The following is a 20,169-nucleotide window of genomic DNA, read 5'->3' as shown; positions in this document are numbered from 1 at the left end:
TTAAGGAGAATCAATGACAAAATGCGGTTATGTATCTGTAGTTGGAAGACCAAATGCAGGTAAAAGCTCATTATTAAATTGGCTTGTTGGTGAAAAACTTGCAATGGTTTCACACAAAGCTAATGCTACAAGAAAAAGATCAAATATAATAGTTATGCATGAAGATGATCAAATTATATTTGTGGATACACCAGGACTTCATGAAACTGAAAAACTATTAAATCAATTTATGCTAGATGAAGCTTTAAAGGCTATGGGTGATTGTGATTTGATTTTATTTTTAGCACCTGTTACGGATAAACTTACTCATTATGAGGACTTTTTACAAAAAAATAAGAAAAATACAAATCATATACTTTTATTAACAAAAATTGATAATATAAGTAATGATGAAGTTTTAGCTAAGATGAAAGAGTATGAAAAGCATAGTGATAAATATCAAGCTGTAATTCCTGTATCAATAAAAAAAGCAACAACTCATGCAGATATTTTAGATGAGGTTGTAAAACACTTACCTGAACACCCTTATCTTTATGATCCTGAAATAATGACTACTGAAACTTTAAGAGATATCTTTAAAGAGTTCATTAGAGAATCAATTTTTGAAAATATCTCTGATGAGATACCTTATGAAACAGATGTTGTTGTAGAAAAAGTTGAAGAAAAAGATCATATTGATGTTATTAAAGCAACAATAGTTGTACAAAAAAGTACTCAAAAAGGTATGATTATAGGAAAAGGTGCTACTGCTATTAAAAGAATAGGTAAAGATGCTAGAGTTAAAATAGAAAAACTAACAGGTAAAAAGTGTTATTTAGAACTTTTTGTTTCAATAAGAAAAAATTGGACAAAAGATAAAAAAGGCCTAAAAGACCTAGGATATGATGTAACATTATAAAAAGTATAAGTTTACCTTGCTTTTTAAAGAAAGTTTATTTTATAATTTGTAGTTTATTCGTTTGGTGTATCTAAAGTTTTAAGATACGTCGCTTTACAAAACTGTAAAGCAGTTATGATTGTGTATTTACTTTAAGAGGGAAACCGTGCAATTATCAATTATTTATGAATTAAGAGCAAATAACGTAGAAGAAGAGCATATTGAATTAATTATGCAAAAAGTTAAAAATAGGCTTTCTGAAAAGAATATTGATGCAGAACTTGAAAAATTAGGTTACTCTAAGATCTTTACTGTTGATTATGATTCATATGATGCTGATTATACTTATGATGATGAAGAAGATTACTAAAACTAAAATCAATATCCTCAAGGGTATTGATTTTACTAATAAATAAACTAATAGCAAATATATTATTAACTAACAAATTTTAACTACAATACTTCACTATTTAAGATTATAATGTAAAAAATTAGTGGAGCAAATAATATGAAAAAAGCCATACTATTACTTAATATGGGTGGACCAAATAATTTAGATGAAGTAAAAGTTTTTTTAAAAAATATGTTTAATGATAAAAGAATAATTTCAGCACCAAAACTAATTAGAAAATTAATTGCATTTATAATCATAAAAAGTAGATTAAAAGAAGCAAGAAATAATTATAAACAATTAGGTGGAAAATCACCAATAATTGGCTATACAAAAGAACTTGTAAATATTTTAAATAATGAACTTGATGCAGATATTTTTTATGTGATGAGATATACACCTCCTTTTGCAAAAGATGTATTACCAAATATTAAAGATTATGATAAAGTTTATGCTATTCCTTTATATCCACATTATTCAACTACAACAACTGCTTCTTCTTTTGATGATTTGTTTATAGAAGCAAAAAAATATAAAATGGAAAATAAAATCCAAACTGTACATAAATACTACTCAAATGAAAACTATAATAAAGCCATTGTTCAAAGAATCAAAGAAGCATTAAAAGATAAAAATCCAAATGAATATGAACTTGTTTTTTCAGCCCATGGTTTAACTCAAAAAATAATTGACAATGGAGATATTTATCAAAAAAATATTAAACAAAATGTTTACTATGCAAGAAAAGAGTTAGCAAAACAAGGTATAAATTTTCATAAGACACATTTAGCTTATCAATCAAGGGTAGGACCAATGCAATGGATAAAGCCATACTTAGAAGATAAATTAGCTTCTTTAAAGTTGAAAAAGGTAATTATTTATCCAATCGCTTTTACTATTGATAACTCTGAAACAGAGTTTGAGCTTGATGTTGAATACAAAGAGTTAGCATATGAATTAGGATTTAAAGAATATATTGTAGCAAAAGCTCCTAATATACTAATGAGTGAAGTAATCAAAGATTTATATAATAAGATGGGAACATAATATGAAAGATTTTGCAGTAATTGGAGCAGGTATTGGTGGAACTTCTACTGCTTTAGCATTAAATAAAGATTTTGATGTAACGCTATTTGAAAAAGAACAATATTTAGGTGGATGCTCTTCTACTTATAAAAGAGGAAAATATTATTATAATGCAGGGGCAACTACTTTTGCAGGTTACCAAGATGGAACTTTTTTATATGATTTTTTTAAAAAGAATGAGGTTACTTTTAAAAAACAATTACTTGACTCATCTTTAACTGTTTTAATTGGAAATAAAAAAATAAGAAGATTAAGAGATCTAGATGCTTTTGTTGATGAGATTAATAGTGTATTTTATCATGAAAAGAATAAGGAGTTTTATGAATTGATTTTTTCTATAACAAATAGATTTTTTCAAATTGATGATTATTATTACTCAAATAAAAATCTTTTTTCTAAAGCTAAGTCTTTATATTCATTTAAAAATCTTTTTTTTGAGTTCTCATCGCTTCTATTTACAAAAGCAGATAAATTTATAGATAAGTTTTTTAATGGCATTTCAAAAGAGTATTTAGATTATATAAATAACCAAGTATTAATTGTATCTCAAGCAAAAACAAATGAGATAAACTTTTTAACTTGTGCTTTAGCTTTGGGTTATCAGTTTATGAATAATTACTATATTTATGGTGGAATGGGAAGTCTATTTGATTCAATGGCTTTTAAAATAGATGATGTAAGAACAAATGAGTTTATACAAAATATTGAAAAAACAACTAATGGGTATATTGTTCATAGTAAAAATGAGTCTTTACATTTTAAAAATGTAGTTTTAAATAGTTCACTTTTTGATAGTGCTCATTTATTTGAAGATAAAAGTATTAAAGATTATATTAATAAATACAAAAAATTTGATTTTGGTCTATCAGCATTTATGGTTTATATGAAGCTTGATACAAATAAAACTTTTGACCATCACTATCAAATTATCTTGCCAAATAGATTAAAAAACACAGTCTCAAACTCTATGTTTGTCTCTTTTTCCAATAATGATGATGAGAAAATGAAAGGAAGTGTTACTATTTCTATGCATACAAATAGTGCATTTTTTACTACACAAACAAAAGAAAAAAAACAAGAGTTACTAGATATAATTAAAAAAATTGTATGTGAAAAGTTAAATATACAAGAAGATGAGATTATAAAATGTTTTGCAGCAACTCCTCAAACATTTAAAAAATATATTAATAGAACAAGCTTAGGTGGAATTGCAGTAAAATATGAAAACTTAGTTTATAAACTTCCATCAAATGATACTCCAATAAAAGGTTTATACAATGTGGGTGATACTACATTTGCAGCTCAAGGTTGGCCAGGAGTTATGCTAGGAGTTAGAAATTTACAAAGGTTAATATGCAAAATATAGAGTTACAAATAAGATTGAAAGATTGGTTTTTTATTTTTTTAATAGCAATATTTTTTTCAATTGTTTTATCAGTATATAGTTACTTTTTAATTGATGAAGAACTTAAAAATGCAGTTATTTTTGGTGCATTATTGGGTTTTGATATCTTTATTTTTTCAATGACATTTATTACATATTTAAATAATTATATATTGCCAAAACTTTCAAGAAAATATTGGATTTTCTTAGCTGTTATTTTTTCTTTTTTATCAGGTTTTTTAGGTACTCTTTTGACTTATTATTTGTGTAATATTTTAGATGTTTATTTACTTGAAAAGTTTAGAAATAGTTATATGATTTTTGCACTTTTTATAGGATTTTTAACATATTTTGTTGCTGCACTTTTGTATCAATTTGTAAAAATGAGTAATAAAAAAGAGTATAGTGAAAGACTTTTATTAGATAGTAGATTAAAATCACTTCAAAGACAACTAAATCCGCATTTTTTATTTAATTCATTAAATTCACTAGTTGAATTGCTTCATGAAGATATTAATAAAGCAGAAGATAATTTGATGCAACTTTCAAAATTCTTAAGACAAAGTATGAAAGAGAGTGCTTTAAATAGTTTAAAAGATGAATTAGATAACCTTAAAAGATATGTTGCATTGGAGAATGTAAGATTTTCAAATAAAATAGTTTTAAATATTGATATAAATAAAGAGTTTTTAAAAAGACAAGTTCCAAAATTTTCAATACAATTACTTGTAGAAAATGCTATAAAACATGGTTTTGATAAATCAAATAAAGAGTTAATAATTGATATTTATGCAAAAGAAAATGAAAAAGATTTTGAAATTTACGTAAAAAATAATGGAAAAGCAGTAAACACAAATAGATTTGGAATAGGCCTTACAAACTTAAAAGAGAGATTACAAATTTTATGTAAGGGAAAAATTTCTTTAGAAAATAGTCAAATACCAACTTATAAAATCACAATAGGAAGATGCAATGAAAATATTAGTAATGGATGATGAAGAACTAGCAATAAAAAGATTAGTTAGATTACTTGATGAGCTTAAATATGATTATAAAGTAGCAAACAATAAAGAAGAGTTTGATTCTTTAGATAAAGAGCATAATTTTGATATTTATATTTTAGATATTAATATGCCTGAAATAAGTGGACTAGAACTTGCACAAGAAATATTTGCATTGAATGCTCAAGCTTTTGTTATTTTTCAAACAGCATATGAAGAACATGCTTTAAAAGCTTTTGAAATTGGTGCTATTGATTATTTATTGAAGCCTTTTACAAAAGAGGATTTACAAAAAAGTATAAATAGAGCAATTTCTTATAAAAAAGAAGAAAAAGGCACTAAGTTCTTAACTAAAAATGGAGATGAAGCGTATTTATTAAAGCCTGAAGATATTGTTTATATTCAAGCTGATTTAAATGAAGTAATTTTTAGAACAAAAGAGGGCTTTTCATATTATGCAAAAAAGATATCTGATATGGAAAATTTGTTAAAATCATCAAATTTCTTTAGAATACATCGTTCATATATAATAAACCTTGATTATGTAAAAAGTATGAAAACTCAAGAACAAAGTAAGATTGAGTTTTTCTTTACAAATATAAAAGATAGCATTACTTCAAGTAAAGATGGAGCAAAAAAATTTAGAGAGTTTATTGAAAAATAAGGAGTAAGTATGCAAAGTGTTTTAACAATTGCAGGTTCAGATTCTTGTGGCGGAGCAGGAATACAAGCAGATTTAAAAACTTTCGAGGCTTTTGGTGTTTATGGAGCTTCTGTTGTTACAGTTTTAACTGCACAAAATACAACAGGTGTAAAAGATATTTTTGAAGTTGATGCCAAATTTGTAAAAGCACAAATTGATTCAATTTTAGATGATTTTGATATTAAAGTGATAAAAGTAGGTATGCTTTTTAACAAAAAAATAATTAAAACAGTAAAAGATGCAATTAAAGATTTAGATATTCCTATTGTTTTAGATCCTGTATTTGTATCAAAAGCTGGTTCAGCTTTATTAGAAACAGAAGCTATAAAAGAGTTAAAAGATTTTTGTCAATACGCAAAAGTAATAACACCAAATTTATATGAAGCTAAACAACTTTTTGATTACAATGAAAATGAAGAACATGATTTAGCTAAGATTAGAGATTATAAAACAAATGTTTTAATAAAAAAACATAAAAAAGAGATAAATGATATTTTATATAGTATAGATTATTTATATACAAAAACTGATATCAAATCTTTTTATACTCCATATATTAGAACAAAAAATGTCCATGGTACAGGTTGTACTTTATCTTCTTCAATTGCTGCAAATTTAGCATTGGGTAAAGATTTGGAAGAAGCAATAAGAGTATCAAAAGAGTATGTTTATGAAGCTATTTTAAAAGCTCCAAACTTAGGTAAAGGCTCTGGGGTAATTAATCATAAAGTTTAATTTCAAAGAGGTTAAAACCTCTTTGAAAAGTTCTAATGCTCAACAGCTGTATTTGCACCAAAACCTGTATTTGCTCTAATATTTTGAGCTCTAAATTTCTCTTTTTCATCTTTTCCTCTTTGAGAATTATCAGTAATTGAAAAAAACCAAATTGAAATAAATGCAATTGTTACAGAGAATAGTGCAGGGTGTTTATATGGAAAAATAGCCTCTTCATTTCCAAGAATTTGAACCCAAACAATTGGTCCTACTACAACTAATGCAACAGCAGTAATTAAACCAATGAATCCTCCAATAAAAGCACCTCTTGTAGTAAGTTTTCTCCAATAAATTGATAGAAATAAAATTGGAAAATTTGCAGATGCAGCAATACCAAATGCAAGACCTACCATATATGCAATGTTTTGTTGTTCAAATGCAATACCTAAAATAACACCAATTATTCCAACTGCAATTACAGTTATTTTTGAAATCTTAACAACTTTTTCATCACTTGCTTGTGGATTAATAACATTTGCATAAATATCATGTGAAATAGCACTAGCACCAGCTAGAGTAAGACCAGAAACAACTGCTAAAATAGTAGCAAAAGCAACTGCTGAAATGAATCCTAAAAATGCATTTCCACCTAGCATATGTGATAAATGAATAGATGCCATATTATTTCCACCAAATAGCTTCCCATCAACAAAATATTGTGCACCATCTGCTGAATTTAAAAAAGCAATTGCTCCAAATCCAACAATTGTTATAATAATCCAAAAATAACCAACAAATCCAGTGGCATAAACAACAGACTTTCTAGCCTCTTTTGCATTTCCAACAGTAAAGAATCTCATAAGAACATGAGGAAGCCCAGCAGTACCTAACATAAGAGCCATTCCAAGTGAGATAGCTGAAATTGGATCAGATATAAATCCACCAGGAGCTAAAATTGACTCACCATCTTTATGATTTTGCACTGCATTAACTGCTAAAGTTTCAAAATTAAAATCAAAATGATATAAAACCATAATAGCCATAAAAGATACACCTGTTAATAAAAGACATGCTTTTATTATTTGAACCCAAGTCGTTGCTAACATGCCACCAAAAGTAACATATATTATCATCATAACACCAACTAAAATAACAGCAAATTCATACTCCATTCCAAATAGAACTTGTATAAGTTTTCCTGCCCCCACCATTTGAGCAATAAGATATAAAATCACAACAGAAAGAGAACCAAAAGCAGCCAAAGTTCTAATCTCTTTTTGTCCTAGCCTATAAGCAGCAATATCTGCAAATGTAAATTTTCCTAAGTTTCTTAATTTTTCTGCCATAAAAAATAGAATAATTGGCCAACCAACTAAAAATGAAACAGCATAAATAACTCCATCATAACCTTTTAAGTAAATAAGTCCAGAAACACCTAAAAATGCTGCTGCTGACATATAATCTCCAGCAATTGCCATACCATTTTGGAATCCGCTAATTCCACCACCAGCTGTATAAAAATCACTTGCAGATTTTGTTTTTTTTGCCGCCCAGTATGTAATACCTAATGTTCCTACAATAAATATAAAAAACATAATAATGGCTGGAATATTTAAATCTCTTTTAGTTGCCTCAAAGTTTGCATCTCCCGCTGCAAAAACTGAAACACAAAAGATTGAAAGTAATGCTAGTAATCTAATCATTATAACTCATCCTTTACATCATCTTTTACTTTATTGATTAAGTCTTCAAACTCACCATTAGCTCTTATTACGTAAATAATTGTAGTTATAAAACTAATTACTAAAATTGCTAGGGCTATTGGAAAAGCTATTGTTGTTAATCCATCGCCTATTTTCGTAGCCAAAATCTCTTTGTTAAATGCAATTGTTAAGATATATGCATAAAACATAACTAAAACAAAAACTCCAAGCCTAATACTAAAACTTCTTCTTTTATTAACAAGTTCTTGGTATTGTGGATGGTTTTCTATCTTTTCTACTAATTTTTCGTTCATCCTCTCTCTCCTGTTTATATTTACACATTTTTAATTTTAATGTTTCAAAATGAAACTATAAATTATGTATAAAATATGTAAATTTGTTGGGAGTGTGAATTCTACACATTAAAATTATCCAATAGTCTTAATTAATTTTATTAATATATTTTTATAAGTTTTTTTAAATAAAATTACCTATATTGTGTTACATATAGTATCAAAAAGCTTACTTATTATCCTTTATTATATAAATTATAATAAAAACATATAGTAAAAAGTTGTCATCAATGAACATATTTTGTGTATTAAAGAACAACTATTGATGATATAATTAAAAAATGAAATTAAATTGAGGATTATTTATGTTATTAGCTGTATCAAGTTGTTTATTGGGAAATAATGTACGATATGATGGTTCAAATCAAATGAATAAATTTGTTCTTAAAACACTATCTGAATATGCACAGTTTGTGTCTTTTTGTCCTGAACATTTAGCAATGGGAACACCAAGAGAGACAATTAGAATAATTAGTGAAAAAGAAAAAGATTTAGAACTTAAAACAGTTTTTTCAAAAGAAGATGTTACAACTAAAGTATTAGAAGCTTCGAAAAAAGAGATAGATAACCTCAAAAAACAAGAAATCTGTGGAATAATATTAAAATCAAAATCTCCAAGCTGTGGATTAGGTAGTACAAAATATTATGAAAATGGAATGCCTCAAGGTAAAAAAGATGGTGTATTTGCTGCTATGTGTAAAGAGAAGTTTAAATATCTTCCAATAGAAGAAGAAGCAAGACTTAATGATGCTTGGTTAAGAGAAAACTTTATTATGCAAATTTTTGCATATAGTGATGTGGAAGAGTTAAGTAAAGATATTACAAAGTTTAAAGAATTAGTTGAATTTCATACATCTTATAAATATTTACTCCAATCAAAAAATGAAGTTTTATATAGAGAACTTGGAAATATAGTGGCAAATCATGAAAAAAAGAGTTTACAAGAGGTAATGGGTGAATATAAAGAGTTATTTAAACAAACTATTGCAACTAAGAGTAAAATAAGTAAAACAGTAAATGTTTTAGAACATATGGTTGGATTTTTTAAAAAAGATTTAACTTCACAAGAAAAAATAGAATTAAAAGATTTAATAGCTCAATACAAAGAAAAAATTATTCCTTTAATTACAGTAATTGCACTTATTAAAATGTTTAGTGTAAAGTATGAAAAAGAGTTTTTGTTAAAACAAAAGTTTTTACATCCTTATCCTGATAAATTAGCATTGAGAAGTGATATTAATAGTGGAAAATAAAAAAACAGTTTTATGGTTTAGGAGAGATTTAAGAGTTGATGACTCTATGCTTTTATCAATAAAAGCAAATGAAGTTTTGCCTATATTTATTTTTGATAAAGAGATTTTGCTTGAACTAAGTAGTGATGATAAAAGAGTTGATTATATTTTTAAAAAAGTAATACAATTAAAAGATGAGTTAAAAAAATATGATTTAGATTTAGCAATATTTTATGCAGATGTTATTGATGTATTTAAGTATTTAAAATCAAAAGCTTATGATGAAGTTTACGCAAGTGTTGATTATGACAAATATGCCAGAAAAAGAGATGAAGAAGTATCTAAAATAATTAATTTTATACCTTTATATGATTGTTATATTTATGAACCAAGGGAGATTTTGAAAAAAGATTCTTCACCTTATGTTGTCTTTTCTCCATATTATAAAGAAGCAAAACAAGTTTATACAAAAGAGCACTCTTTAAAATATGAACTTGAAACAAATAAATTAAGTAATTTTGAATTTTTTGATTATATAAATGAGTTTAAAGAAAATAAGCTTGTTCAAAAAACACTTAGTATTGATACAATTGGATTTAAACAAAATAGTATAAAATACGAATCACCTTTAAAAAAATTAAAACAATTAAAATCTAAACTTATAAGCTATAAAGATTTAAGAGATTATTTAAACGAAGATGCAACTTCTAATTTAAGTGTTGATCTAAGATTTGGAACAATAAGCATAAGAAGTATATTAAGAGAGTTAATAACTTTAAAAAAACAAGGTTTTGATACAGAAGGATTTTTTAGACAACTTGTTTTTAGAGATTTTTATGCTTCACTTTTATATCACTTTCCTAAACTTCATACCCAAGATTTTAGAAGCTATGCTCCTTATAGTTTCAAGAAAGACTATTATGAAAAATTTATAAGTGCAAAAACAGGAGTTCCTATTATTGATGCGGGTGTTAGTGAATTACTTACTACTGGGTATATGCACAATAGAGTACGTATGATTGTAGCTTCATTTTTTTGTAAACATCTAATGCTTCCATGGCAAAAAGGAGAAGCTTTTTTTGCAAAACACCTTATGGATTACGATGCAGCTTCAAATATACTTTCTTGGCAGTGGAGTTCAAGTACAGGAATAGATGCACAACCATATTTTAGAGTTTTTAATCCATATTTACAAGCAAAAAAGTTCGATAAAGATGCATTGTATATCAAAAAGCATTTAAAAGTTTTAAATAATATAAAAGCAAAAGATATTCATGATGAAGATTTTCTTTTTTCAAATACTATAAAAGGATATACAAAACCTATAATAAAACATAAATTTGCAAGGGAACATTTTTTAAGTGAAGCAAAAAAGTTTATAAATAATTAATTTTATTATTTTTATGCTAAACTTTCTTTATGGAAAAGTTTAGCATTTTAAATAATTACTTTTTTACTATTTTAATACATGTAAATGAGCAAATAGATGATAAATATATCAAAGAGTTTATTTGTTCAAATTTGCAATTAAAGAATATATCTTATAAACATAAGTATATTTATTATAGTTATGTAGAACAACTAAACTCTTATCAAGTTTTTGTATTTGAAAAAAATGATTTTGTTTTACTCTTTTTAGATAATATAAATGGTGATGGCTTATATACTTTACTTTTTTATGATTCTTATTTAATACTTTTAAAAAATAAAAAACTCTACTACTTTTTGAATTTAAAATATAAACTAAGTGAAAATGAAATAATACAGCTAATAAAAAATAAACTCAATATTGAAATCTCAACTATAATGAACCTTGATAATAAAAGCTTTGAAAAACTTATAGGTAAAAGTCAGAAAAATAAATATAATATAATTGATTTTTCTTCAAACAACTATCTTTATGCTTTTATGTTAAATTGTATTTTTTGTATGATTTTTTTATCAAATTACTATTTTTATACTCAAAATAAAACAAAGGATAGTGAAAAAAATAAAGTCTTACTCACTAAAGAAAAAAAAGATTTAAAAACAAAAAAGTTAATTGATATTTTAAATAACTCCTTTACATATAATCTAAAGTTTAAAAATTTAGTTATAAAAGAAAATAAAATAGACTTACTTGTAACTTCTAATAAAGTAGTAAATATAGAAAATTTTTCTAAAAAAATAGGTGCTAAGGTGAATTTTTTAGAACATAACAAACAAAGTAATAAATATGAAGCAAAGTTATTTATACAAGAAAATAGATAAGAAAATAAAAAAGTTTACTCTTTTAAATAAAATAGAACTATTTTTATTACCAATATTTTTCACTCTAATAATAATATTTTTAGTTGAGAATTTTAATAAAAACAAAGAATTTAAAAATGCCAATAGTTCTTTAGTAGTAAAAATAAAAGAGAAGAAAATAAATGAAGAAAAACTCTTTTTATTGCTTAGTAATTATTTTGAAAAAGAGAAAATAAAAATAAACTCTTTAATTAAAAAACAAAATAACATAGAGTTCAAAATAGAGACTTCACTGCTAAAACTAATTTATACAACACAATTTATTGAAACAATAAGTTCAAACACAAATATAAAGAATCTAATAATAAAGAATAAATCAAATATTGTAAGAGGGCATTTTTTTGTTGAACTTTCAAAAAATTATGAATTTATCAATAAAGATATTATCAAAGAAAATGAATTGAAATTTTTAAAAAACAAAGGTGATTATTTAGTAAAAAACATAGACTCAATTGTCTTTGATTATGTGTTAATAGATAATAAATGGGAAAAAAGGATTAGTAGTGAATAAAATTAAAGAGTTTGTTATTGATTATGAGTTAATTAAAAAGTTTGATATAAATGCTTTGCAAAAGAGTTTAATATTGCCTATTTATGAAGATGATGTATATTCTTACTGTGCAGTTTGTAAAAAAAGTGATATAACTTTTGCGAAAAAATGTTTTTTTAATTTGACAAGTTTTATAAATATCAAAGAAGAAGAGGTACTTTTTTATTTAAGTGATTTTGATACAAGATATGAATTGTATTTATTATATAAAAAAAGTTTAGAAAATCTAAAAGAGAATTCCCAAAATCATATAGATAAATTTTTTAAACTCTTACTTGAATTTAGTATTGAAAAAAGAGCAAGTGATATACATATTGAAACAAATGAAAAACATCTTTTTATAAGGTTTAGAATTGATGGAAAGCTAAAACATATAATTAGTTTTGAGTTGGTTTTTTATAAAGTAATTAGCTCAATTATAAAGTTAAAAGCAAAGTTGGATATTACTCAATATAGAAAAGCTTTAGATGGAAGAATAAATGAAAAATTAAATGAAAATAGTTATGATTTTAGAGTCTCGATTTTACCAACTATATCAGGTGAATCAATTGTTCTTAGAATTTTAGATAATAAAAGTATAAAAAAAGATTTAAAATATTTAGAGTTTTCTAAATCAATTTATAACTCTTTGAGTAATATATCTAATTTAACACAAGGTTTAGTTTTAGTTTGTGGACCAACAGGAAGTGGAAAAACAACTACACTGTATTCAATATTAAAAAGTTTTGATTTAGATAACAAAAAAATTATCACAGTAGAAGATCCTGTTGAATATAAACTTGATGGAATAACGCAAATAAATGTAAATGATAAATTAGATGTTAGTTTCTCATCAGTTTTAAAAAATATATTAAGGCAAGATCCTGATATTATATTTATTGGAGAAATTAGAGATAAGTTATCCTTGCAAATAGCTATTCAAGCTTCATTAACTGGTCATTTGGTTTTATCAACAATACATTCAAATAGTGCATTAAACTCAATAAGCAGACTTCTTGATTTGAATTCGCAAAGTTATTTATTATCTTCAACTTTAAAATCGATTTTTTATCAAAGACTTGTTTTGAAAGTTTGTCCAGATTGTGGTTTTAAAGGATGTAAAAACTGTAATTATACAAAATATCAAGGAAGAACTGCTATTTGTGAACATATAAAAATAGATGAAAAGATGAGCTCACTAATTGCAAAAAATAGTTCAAACTGTGAGTATAAAACATATTTAGATTCTAAAGATTATGAAGATATATATTTTGATGCAAAAAATAAAGTGAAAAAAGGTTTAACAACTTTAGATGAGGTTTATAAAGTACTAGGCTTTGAAGATGAAATATAAAGTATATTACCAAGAAAACTCAAGACTTTGTTCTAAAATTATAATTTGTGATAGTTTAGATGATATTCAACTACCTAAAAATACAATAAAAATAAAAAAAGAAGTAAAAACAAAGTTTAAAAAAACTAAATATAGTTTTGATACAAAAGAGATATATCAAATTTTTTATGAACTTGATTTGATGTTGGACTCTAATATTGATGTTACAACTTCTTTAAATATTTTAAGAAATAATAGAAAAAATAAAAAACATAAAGAGTTTTTAAAAGATTTGTCAAATAATATTAAAAATGCAAAAGGCTTAAATTATGATGAACAAAAATTTAAAGTTGATTATATTGTTAAAAGTTTTTTTAAGATTGTAAATAAAAATGGTGATTTAAACCTAGCTATAAAAGCTTTGAGTAAACTTTTGAAGTTTCAATTAGAAGTAAAAAATAGTTTTAAAAAAGCTTTTTTTTACCCTTTTGTATTGTTATTAACCTTGATATTTTCTATACTAGCAATATTTTATTTTGTATTACCTGCTTTTGAACCTTTGATTAATAGTAGTGCAATAAAAGCAAATAATGCAACTGTTTTACTTTATGCCTTAAAAGAGTTTTTACATATGTACATTTTTTATATAATATTATTTTTTTCAATGATTCTTTTATCTTTATATATTTTTTATAAAACAAGTGATAACTTTAAATATGTAGTGTCTAAAATAGTAATTACTAAGATACCTTTGTTTAGCAAAATAGTTTTAGAATTTGAACTTTATAAAATATTTATAATTTTGAATATTTTACAAAAAGCAAATTATGAGTTTTTTGATACTTTAAGTAGTCTTCGTTATTTAATTAAAAACAAATATCTTTTAGATAAAATATCGCTCATTGAAACTTTGATAAAAAGTGGTAAAAGTATATCTTTTGCTTTTGAGATTACAAATTTATTTGATGGTTTTGTGTTAAATTTAATTAATACAGGAGAAAAATCAAATAATTTATCAAAAGTCACTTTTGAAATAGAAAAAGTTTATAAAATAAGTTTTGAAAATAAAGTAAAGTCACTCTCTTTTTGGATTCAACCTATTGTATTTTTATTAATAATGGGATTGATTCTTTGGATTATATATGCAATATTTATTCCAATGTGGAGTATGAGTGATATGATAAAGTTTTAAAGGAAAAAAATGGGTAAAGAACAAGAGTTTGAAGACTCAATACGAAATATTTTAGAGTACATTGGTGAAGATGTGACACGAGAAGGTTTAGAAAAAACTCCAAGTAGAGTTAGAAAAGCTTTTGAATTTATTTGTGGTGGATATAAAGAGAATCCAGAAGATATCTTGAAATCTGCACTATTTACAAGTACAAATGATGAAATGGTTGTTATTAAAGATATTGAATTTTATAGTCAATGTGAACATCATATGTTACCAATTATTGGGAAAGCTCATGTTGCATATATCCCAAATGGAAAAGTTGTAGGTCTTAGTAAAATACCAAGAGTTGTAAATGTATTTGCTAGAAGATTACAAATTCAAGAACAAATGACTGAACAAATTTGTGATGCATTAAATGATACTTTAAAACCAAAAGGTGTTGCTGTTATGATTGATGCAAGACATATGTGTATGGAGATGAGAGGTGTTGAAAAAATATGCTCTACTACTGTTACTTCAGCGCTTAGAGGTTTGTTTAAACAAAATAAAAAAACAAAAGATGAATTTTTAACTATCGTTTCTTCTTCTTTGCAAAAGTAAAGTAGCAATTGCTACTTTACTTTTTTATTTACCTTTTTCTTGTTCTTTTAATGAATCAAGATGTTTTAATTCGCTATTTAATCCTTTATAAAGACTAAAACACATAACTAATAAGATAATTGTAAATGGTAATGCTGTGGTAATTGAACCTGCTTGAAGTGCTGATAATGCTTCTTTTCCACCCATATATAAAAGTGATATAGCAACCGCACCTTCAACAACTGCCCAAAAAACTCTTTGTGTTGTTGGAGCATCTAGTTTTCCACCTGCTGTGATACTATCAATTACTAATGAACCTGAATCAGAAGATGTTACAAAAAACACAATTACTAAAAATATTGCTAAAAATGAAGTAATTGAAGATAAAGGAAGATTTTCTAACATTTGAAACATTGCCAATGACTTATTTGTTAGTCCATTTGCTAAAGCACCTGTTTCATTTATTACTTGATCAATTCCAGTTGTTCCAAAAGCACTCATCCAAACAGCTGTAATTAGTGTTGGGATTAATAAAACAGCAATAATAAACTCTCTTACTGTTCTACCTTTTGAAACTCTTGCTATAAACATACCAACAAAAGGTGACCATGCAATCCACCATGCCCAATAAAATATTGTCCAGCCATGAAACCATTCTTGATCTTCTCTTCCTACAAAATTAGCTAAATCAAGCATATTTATAGCATAAGCGCCAACTGTATCTAAAAAACCATTGAAGATGCCAATTGTTGGACCAACAATGATTAAAAACATAATCAATAAAAAAGCCAAAATGATATTTAAATTACTTAATATTTTAACACCACCTTCTAAACCTCTTACAACAGATACAATTGCAATAGCTGTAATACACACAATAATAATGATTTGTGTGCCAACTCCATTTGAAACATCAAATAAAAAGTGCAATCCAGATGCCACTTGTTGTGCTCCAAGTCCTAAAGAAGTTGCAAGTCCAAATATAGTTGCAAATACTGCTAAAATATCAATTACATGACCTGGCCAACCCCAAATTTTATCACCTAAAATTGGATAAAAAGCTGATCTCATAGTAAGTGGTAATTTTTTGCTATATGAAAAGAAAGCCAATGATAAGCCAACAATTGCATAAATTGCCCAAGGATGTAATCCCCAGTGAAACATTGTAGCACCCATTGCTAATTCTCTTGCTTGAGGTGTATTGGCTTCAACATTTAAAGGTGTATGCCACCAATCTGTATAATATGCTACTGGTTCAGCAACAGACCAATACATCAATCCTATACCCATTCCTGCTGCAAATAGCATTGAGAACCAAGACATTTTAGAAAAATCAGGTTTTGCATTTTCTCCACCAATTCTTATTTTACCTACTGGTAAAAAAATAAGAAATAGACAAAATATAACAAAGATATTACTTGAAGACATAAATAACCAATCAAAATTATTAATTGCCCACCATTTTGCACCATCTAATGTTTCATTTGCTGTTGATGGGAAAATTGCAGTAACTATAACAAATGCTAAAACAATTAAAGCACTTATTATAAATACAGGATTATGAATGTCTAATCCGAATTTTTGTAAGTTGTCCTGACCTATCTCATAGTCAGTTGAATATTTTTTACTCATGTTACTCCTATTGTTACATATTTTATGTAATAAAAAAACAATTTGTATGTACATTAATTACATATTAGTAGTAAAATATAGTAAAATAGCTTAAAAGCTTATTATTTAAACAATGTGAGAATATAACTTAAAAATAAAAAAGGGGAACAAGAAATATACTCTTGTTCCCCTTTTTTTATTTATAAAATATACTAGTTATTTGAAATTATCAATATCTTCTACGTCATTTGTTGATATCTTTTCTAATTTACTTTCAACTATATCTAAAAATTCATTTCTATTTTTCTCATCCATATTAGTATGAAGCATTTCTAGAATATACTTTATTCCATTTGCATTTATTTTTTTTACACTTGCAAGATAATGTACAAATGCAATAAATCTAACATCAGTAATTGAGTAAAGTTTCTTTGTTTGATTCTGTTTTTTAGGAAATAATCCTTTTTCTTCATACATTTTTAAAGTTCTTGATTTTGTAGTTAGTAGTTCTGCTATACTACTTAAAGGTAAAATACACTTTTCATTATTCAATAAAGCCATCCTTAAATTTTCCTTTACCAGTTTTAATTTTGGGCATTTTATAAAAGAATTACTTTAGCTAACATTAAGAAACTAAAGAAGCCCACTATATCAGTAACTGTAGTAAGTAAAACTGTGCTTCCAACAGCTGGATCAATATTGAATTTTTTTAATAATAAGGGAATTGAAGCTCCAAAAAAACCTGCACTAAAAAGATTAATTACCATAGATAAAGCAATAACCAAGCCAAGAAGTTTCTCATCAAACCAAAGCCATGCAATAAATCCCATAATTATAGCAAATAGCACACCATTAACTAAAGAGATAAATACTTCTTTTCTTACTGCATTTTTTGCATTTTCAAGTTCAATATCTCCAAGTGCTAATTGTCTTACCATAACAGCTAATGTTTGTGTTCCTGCATTTCCACCCATTGATGCTACAATTGGCATCAAAATTGCCAATGCAACATATGCTTGTATTGTTTGATCAAATAAACCAATAACTAGTGAAGCTAAAATCGCTGTTCCTAAGTTTAAAAATAACCAAATTGCTCTTTTTTTTGCAGTAGTAATAAGATTGTCTTCATGTTCAAAATCTTCATGTACACCTGCTAATTGATACATTTGTTCTGTTGCATTTTGTTCAATTACATCTAAAATATCATCACTTGTAATTCTTCCCATTAGCATATCTTGATAACCAACAACAGCAACAACATTTAAATCATACTGTTCAAAATGTTTTGCAACTTCATCAATATGTGTATTGTCACTTACTTTAAAGGGTCTATATTTATACTCATCTGCTTCATTTAAAATATCTTCATAGGTTTTATCAAAATCAAAGATTATTAAATCTTCAAGTGAAACTGAAGCTATAAGTGACTTTTCATCATTTACTACAAAAACTTGATGAATATTTACTAATTCATCATTTGCTTTTGCATTTTTAAGTCTGTTTATTGATTCTCCAATAGTTTCACTTAATTTTGCAGAGAATAGCTCAGTTTGCATATATGCACCAGCTTCATCCTCTTCATATCTTTTAAGCCATTCAATATCTTTTTTATCTTCTTCTTCTAATCCCTCATAGATATCTTTTGCTTTTTGTTTATCAATCTCTTCTATTTCTTGGATAATATCTGTTGCATCATCTGATTCAAGTAAATCAACAGCATCTGTAAGTCTTTGGATTGATAACTCTTCATAAGCAGAGTCTCGTAGATTATCAGGAAGTTCTAAAAGAACTTCCCCTAAAAGTTCATCTGGGATAGTTTTTAAAATATAAAAAAAGTCTTCTATACTTTCATTTTCAATTTTTCTCAATGAGTAAGCAATATCTGAGGGGTGCAGATTATCTATTTTTTCTAAAAGCTCATTTGGGTCTTTTATAATATTATCATTTTGCATTTAAACTCCTTGAGTTTTATTGTAACACTGTATAACTCTCTTTTCTTGCAAATTTTGTAGGAAGTTCTCTATTTTGGTCACTAACTACTAAATCAAGCTCTTGAACATAATCTTTTGTATTTGCTATAAATGTTGCTTTTTGTTTTCCTGAAAGCTTTACTTCTTTTCCTCTTGTTATTACTTTTAAAGGATTAATAGCTCTTCCATTTTTATATAATCCAAGGTGCAAGTGAGGTCCAGAACTAAGACCTGTACTTCCTACATATCCTATGTGAGTACCTTTTCTTACATAACTTCCAACTCTAAGACCACTTTTAAATCTACTTTGGTGAGCATAAAGTGTTCTATATCCATTTGAGTGTCTTATGATTATGGTATTACCATATCCTCCTCTTCTTCCTTTAAAGATAACTTTTCCATCACCAGCTGCATATATTCTTCTTCCTCTAGGGGCTGCAAAATCTGTTCCTAGATGGGCTCTATATCTTTTTAATACAGGGTGCCATCTTTTTCTTGTAAATTGGCTTGAAATTCTTTTGTAAGTTAAAGGAATTTGGAAAAAATAAGTTTTTGAGTAACCATTTCCTTTTTCATCATAATATTTTTCATTGTGTCTATTTTTTAATCTATAATTTCTTTTTCCGTTTACTTCTACCATAGCAGCAATTAATTCAGGGTTTCCAAAGTATTTACCCATTCTAACTTTTTGTTTATATTTTAGTGCTACAAAATCACCTTTTTGAATACCTCTAAAGTTAACACTTCTTCCATAAACTCTCATAACTTCATTTGCTAAGGCTAAGTTTTCTGTTGCATCAAATATATCTTTAAATGGTGATCTTTGAATTTCAATTGCTATTGTTTCATCAATTTCTTCATATGCAATTGGTATTGCTTCAAATATATATTTACCTTTTTTTGCTTCATAAATATGTAGTTGCATCTCTTCTGAAACTGGTATTAAAACTTGCTTTAAGCTACCATCTTCATTTAACATTAGGTTATAATCAATACCTGCAATAATTTCTGAACAAAGCTCTTTATCTTCTTTTTCTAAACTAAAATAGAGATTTTGAGAGATATTATACTTATCTAGAAAGGTTAAAAAACTTTCACCTTTTGGCCATGTTAATTCTTGAACTTGTAATCCAAAAACAGATGTTAAAAATATGATTAATGTAAATATTATTTTCATGAGACTACTTTTATATAAAAATTAGGGGTAATATTATACAATTGCAAAACTTAAAAAAAAATA

Annotated in this window: 20 protein-coding genes; 14 read left to right on the top strand and 6 right to left on the bottom strand. The window is 26.0% G+C overall.

Translation table 11 applies throughout. The annotated features are described in order from the left end of the window. Nucleotides 1–13 precede the first annotated feature (13 nt). The 7 genes from era to thiD all read left to right on the top strand — a co-directional run bounded on the left by era (nucleotide 14) and on the right by thiD (nucleotide 6,177). Nucleotides 14–898 (top strand): GTPase Era, encoded by an 885-nt coding sequence (era, locus tag AMRN_RS10585; protein WP_099310344.1) that lies wholly within the window; start codon nucleotides 14–16, stop codon nucleotides 896–898. A 145-nt stretch (nucleotides 899–1,043) separates the two neighbouring features. After that, nucleotides 1,044–1,247 carry a hypothetical protein gene (locus AMRN_RS10580; RefSeq protein WP_099310343.1) on the top strand — a complete coding sequence of 68 codons (204 nt, stop codon included), beginning with the start codon at nucleotides 1,044–1,046 and terminating at the stop codon, nucleotides 1,245–1,247. A gap of 138 nt (nucleotides 1,248–1,385) precedes the next feature. Beyond that, nucleotides 1,386–2,315: a ferrochelatase gene (hemH, locus tag AMRN_RS10575; protein WP_099310342.1), complete on the top strand. Its 930-nt coding sequence runs from the start codon at nucleotides 1,386–1,388 to the stop codon at nucleotides 2,313–2,315. A gap of 1 nt (nucleotide 2,316) precedes the next feature. After that, the gene (locus AMRN_RS10570) at nucleotides 2,317–3,720 is read left to right on the top strand and encodes a phytoene desaturase family protein (RefSeq protein WP_099310341.1); all 1,404 of its coding nucleotides are present in this window, start codon (nucleotides 2,317–2,319) and stop codon (nucleotides 3,718–3,720) included. Continuing rightward, nucleotides 3,708–4,733, top strand: a complete 1,026-nt coding sequence (locus AMRN_RS10565) for a sensor histidine kinase (RefSeq protein ID WP_099310340.1) — start codon at nucleotides 3,708–3,710, stop codon at nucleotides 4,731–4,733. The genes AMRN_RS10570 and AMRN_RS10565 overlap by 13 nt, the downstream gene beginning before the upstream one ends. Next, entirely contained in the window at nucleotides 4,711–5,403 is a 693-nt protein-coding gene (locus AMRN_RS10560) for a LytR/AlgR family response regulator transcription factor (RefSeq protein ID WP_099310339.1), read from the top strand. Before AMRN_RS10565 ends, AMRN_RS10560 begins: the two co-directional genes overlap by 23 nt. Nucleotides 5,404–5,412: 9 nt before the next feature. Further along, nucleotides 5,413–6,177: a bifunctional hydroxymethylpyrimidine kinase/phosphomethylpyrimidine kinase gene (gene thiD, locus AMRN_RS10555; protein ID WP_099310338.1), complete on the top strand. Its 765-nt coding sequence runs from the start codon at nucleotides 5,413–5,415 to the stop codon at nucleotides 6,175–6,177. Nucleotides 6,178–6,209: 32 nt separating this feature from the next. On the opposite strand, the gene AMRN_RS10550 is transcribed toward thiD, so the two are convergent. Together AMRN_RS10550 and AMRN_RS10545 are read right to left on the bottom strand one after the other, a co-directional pair. After that, complete coding sequence (locus tag AMRN_RS10550; protein WP_099310337.1) at nucleotides 6,210–7,859, bottom strand: cation acetate symporter; 1,650 nt, start codon at nucleotides 7,857–7,859, stop codon at nucleotides 6,210–6,212. Then, nucleotides 7,859–8,173, bottom strand: coding sequence for a DUF485 domain-containing protein (locus AMRN_RS10545; RefSeq protein WP_099310336.1), 315 nt, complete (start codon nucleotides 8,171–8,173; stop codon nucleotides 7,859–7,861). Before AMRN_RS10545 ends, AMRN_RS10550 begins: the two co-directional genes overlap by 1 nt. 344 nt (nucleotides 8,174–8,517) lie before the next feature. On the opposite strand from AMRN_RS10545, the gene AMRN_RS10540 reads away from it, so the two are divergent. Genes AMRN_RS10540 through folE form a run of 7 tightly spaced genes read left to right on the top strand, consistent with a single transcriptional unit; the run spans nucleotide 8,518 to nucleotide 15,369 of the window. Next, on the top strand, nucleotides 8,518–9,465 hold the full coding sequence (locus tag AMRN_RS10540) for a YbgA family protein (protein WP_099310335.1): 948 nt from the start codon (nucleotides 8,518–8,520) through the stop codon (nucleotides 9,463–9,465). Beyond that, nucleotides 9,455–10,834 (top strand): cryptochrome/photolyase family protein, encoded by a 1,380-nt coding sequence (locus tag AMRN_RS10535; protein WP_228150789.1) that lies wholly within the window; start codon nucleotides 9,455–9,457, stop codon nucleotides 10,832–10,834. The genes AMRN_RS10540 and AMRN_RS10535 overlap by 11 nt, the downstream gene beginning before the upstream one ends. A 29-nt stretch (nucleotides 10,835–10,863) precedes the next feature. Further along, the gene (locus AMRN_RS10530) at nucleotides 10,864–11,694 is read left to right on the top strand and encodes a hypothetical protein (protein ID WP_118897440.1); all 831 of its coding nucleotides are present in this window, start codon (nucleotides 10,864–10,866) and stop codon (nucleotides 11,692–11,694) included. Then, entirely contained in the window at nucleotides 11,660–12,244 is a 585-nt protein-coding gene (locus tag AMRN_RS10525; protein WP_118897438.1) for a hypothetical protein, read from the top strand. Before AMRN_RS10530 ends, AMRN_RS10525 begins: the two co-directional genes overlap by 35 nt. Further along, nucleotides 12,237–13,616 carry a GspE/PulE family protein gene (locus AMRN_RS10520; protein ID WP_099309949.1) on the top strand — a complete coding sequence of 460 codons (1,380 nt, stop codon included), beginning with the start codon at nucleotides 12,237–12,239 and terminating at the stop codon, nucleotides 13,614–13,616. Before AMRN_RS10525 ends, AMRN_RS10520 begins: the two co-directional genes overlap by 8 nt. Beyond that, the gene (locus AMRN_RS10515; protein ID WP_099309950.1) at nucleotides 13,606–14,787 is read left to right on the top strand and encodes a type II secretion system F family protein; all 1,182 of its coding nucleotides are present in this window, start codon (nucleotides 13,606–13,608) and stop codon (nucleotides 14,785–14,787) included. Before AMRN_RS10520 ends, AMRN_RS10515 begins: the two co-directional genes overlap by 11 nt. A 9-nt stretch (nucleotides 14,788–14,796) precedes the next feature. Next, a complete protein-coding gene (folE, locus tag AMRN_RS10510) occupies nucleotides 14,797–15,369 on the top strand; it encodes a GTP cyclohydrolase I FolE (RefSeq protein ID WP_079579029.1) in 573 nt (190 codons plus the stop codon). 24 nt (nucleotides 15,370–15,393) lie between these two features. On the opposite strand, the gene AMRN_RS10505 is transcribed toward folE, so the two are convergent. From AMRN_RS10505 to AMRN_RS10490, 4 genes are all read right to left on the bottom strand, one after another. Continuing rightward, complete coding sequence (locus AMRN_RS10505; protein ID WP_099309951.1) at nucleotides 15,394–16,980, bottom strand: BCCT family transporter; 1,587 nt, start codon at nucleotides 16,978–16,980, stop codon at nucleotides 15,394–15,396. A gap of 195 nt (nucleotides 16,981–17,175) precedes the next feature. Continuing rightward, nucleotides 17,176–17,520, bottom strand: coding sequence for a MerR family transcriptional regulator (locus AMRN_RS10500; protein ID WP_099309952.1), 345 nt, complete (start codon nucleotides 17,518–17,520; stop codon nucleotides 17,176–17,178). A 38-nt stretch (nucleotides 17,521–17,558) separates the two neighbouring features. Beyond that, nucleotides 17,559–18,911, bottom strand: coding sequence for a magnesium transporter (gene mgtE, locus AMRN_RS10495; protein ID WP_099309953.1), 1,353 nt, complete (start codon nucleotides 18,909–18,911; stop codon nucleotides 17,559–17,561). A 16-nt stretch (nucleotides 18,912–18,927) separates the two neighbouring features. After that, a complete protein-coding gene (locus tag AMRN_RS10490) occupies nucleotides 18,928–20,106 on the bottom strand; it encodes a peptidoglycan DD-metalloendopeptidase family protein (RefSeq protein WP_099309954.1) in 1,179 nt (392 codons plus the stop codon). Nucleotides 20,107–20,169 lie beyond the last annotated feature (63 nt).

Origin of the sequence: Malaciobacter marinus, from assembly GCF_003544855.1 — a bacterium.
Classification (GTDB): domain Bacteria; phylum Campylobacterota; class Campylobacteria; order Campylobacterales; family Arcobacteraceae; genus Malaciobacter; species Malaciobacter marinus.
This window is presented reverse-complemented; position numbering and strand designations above follow the sequence as displayed.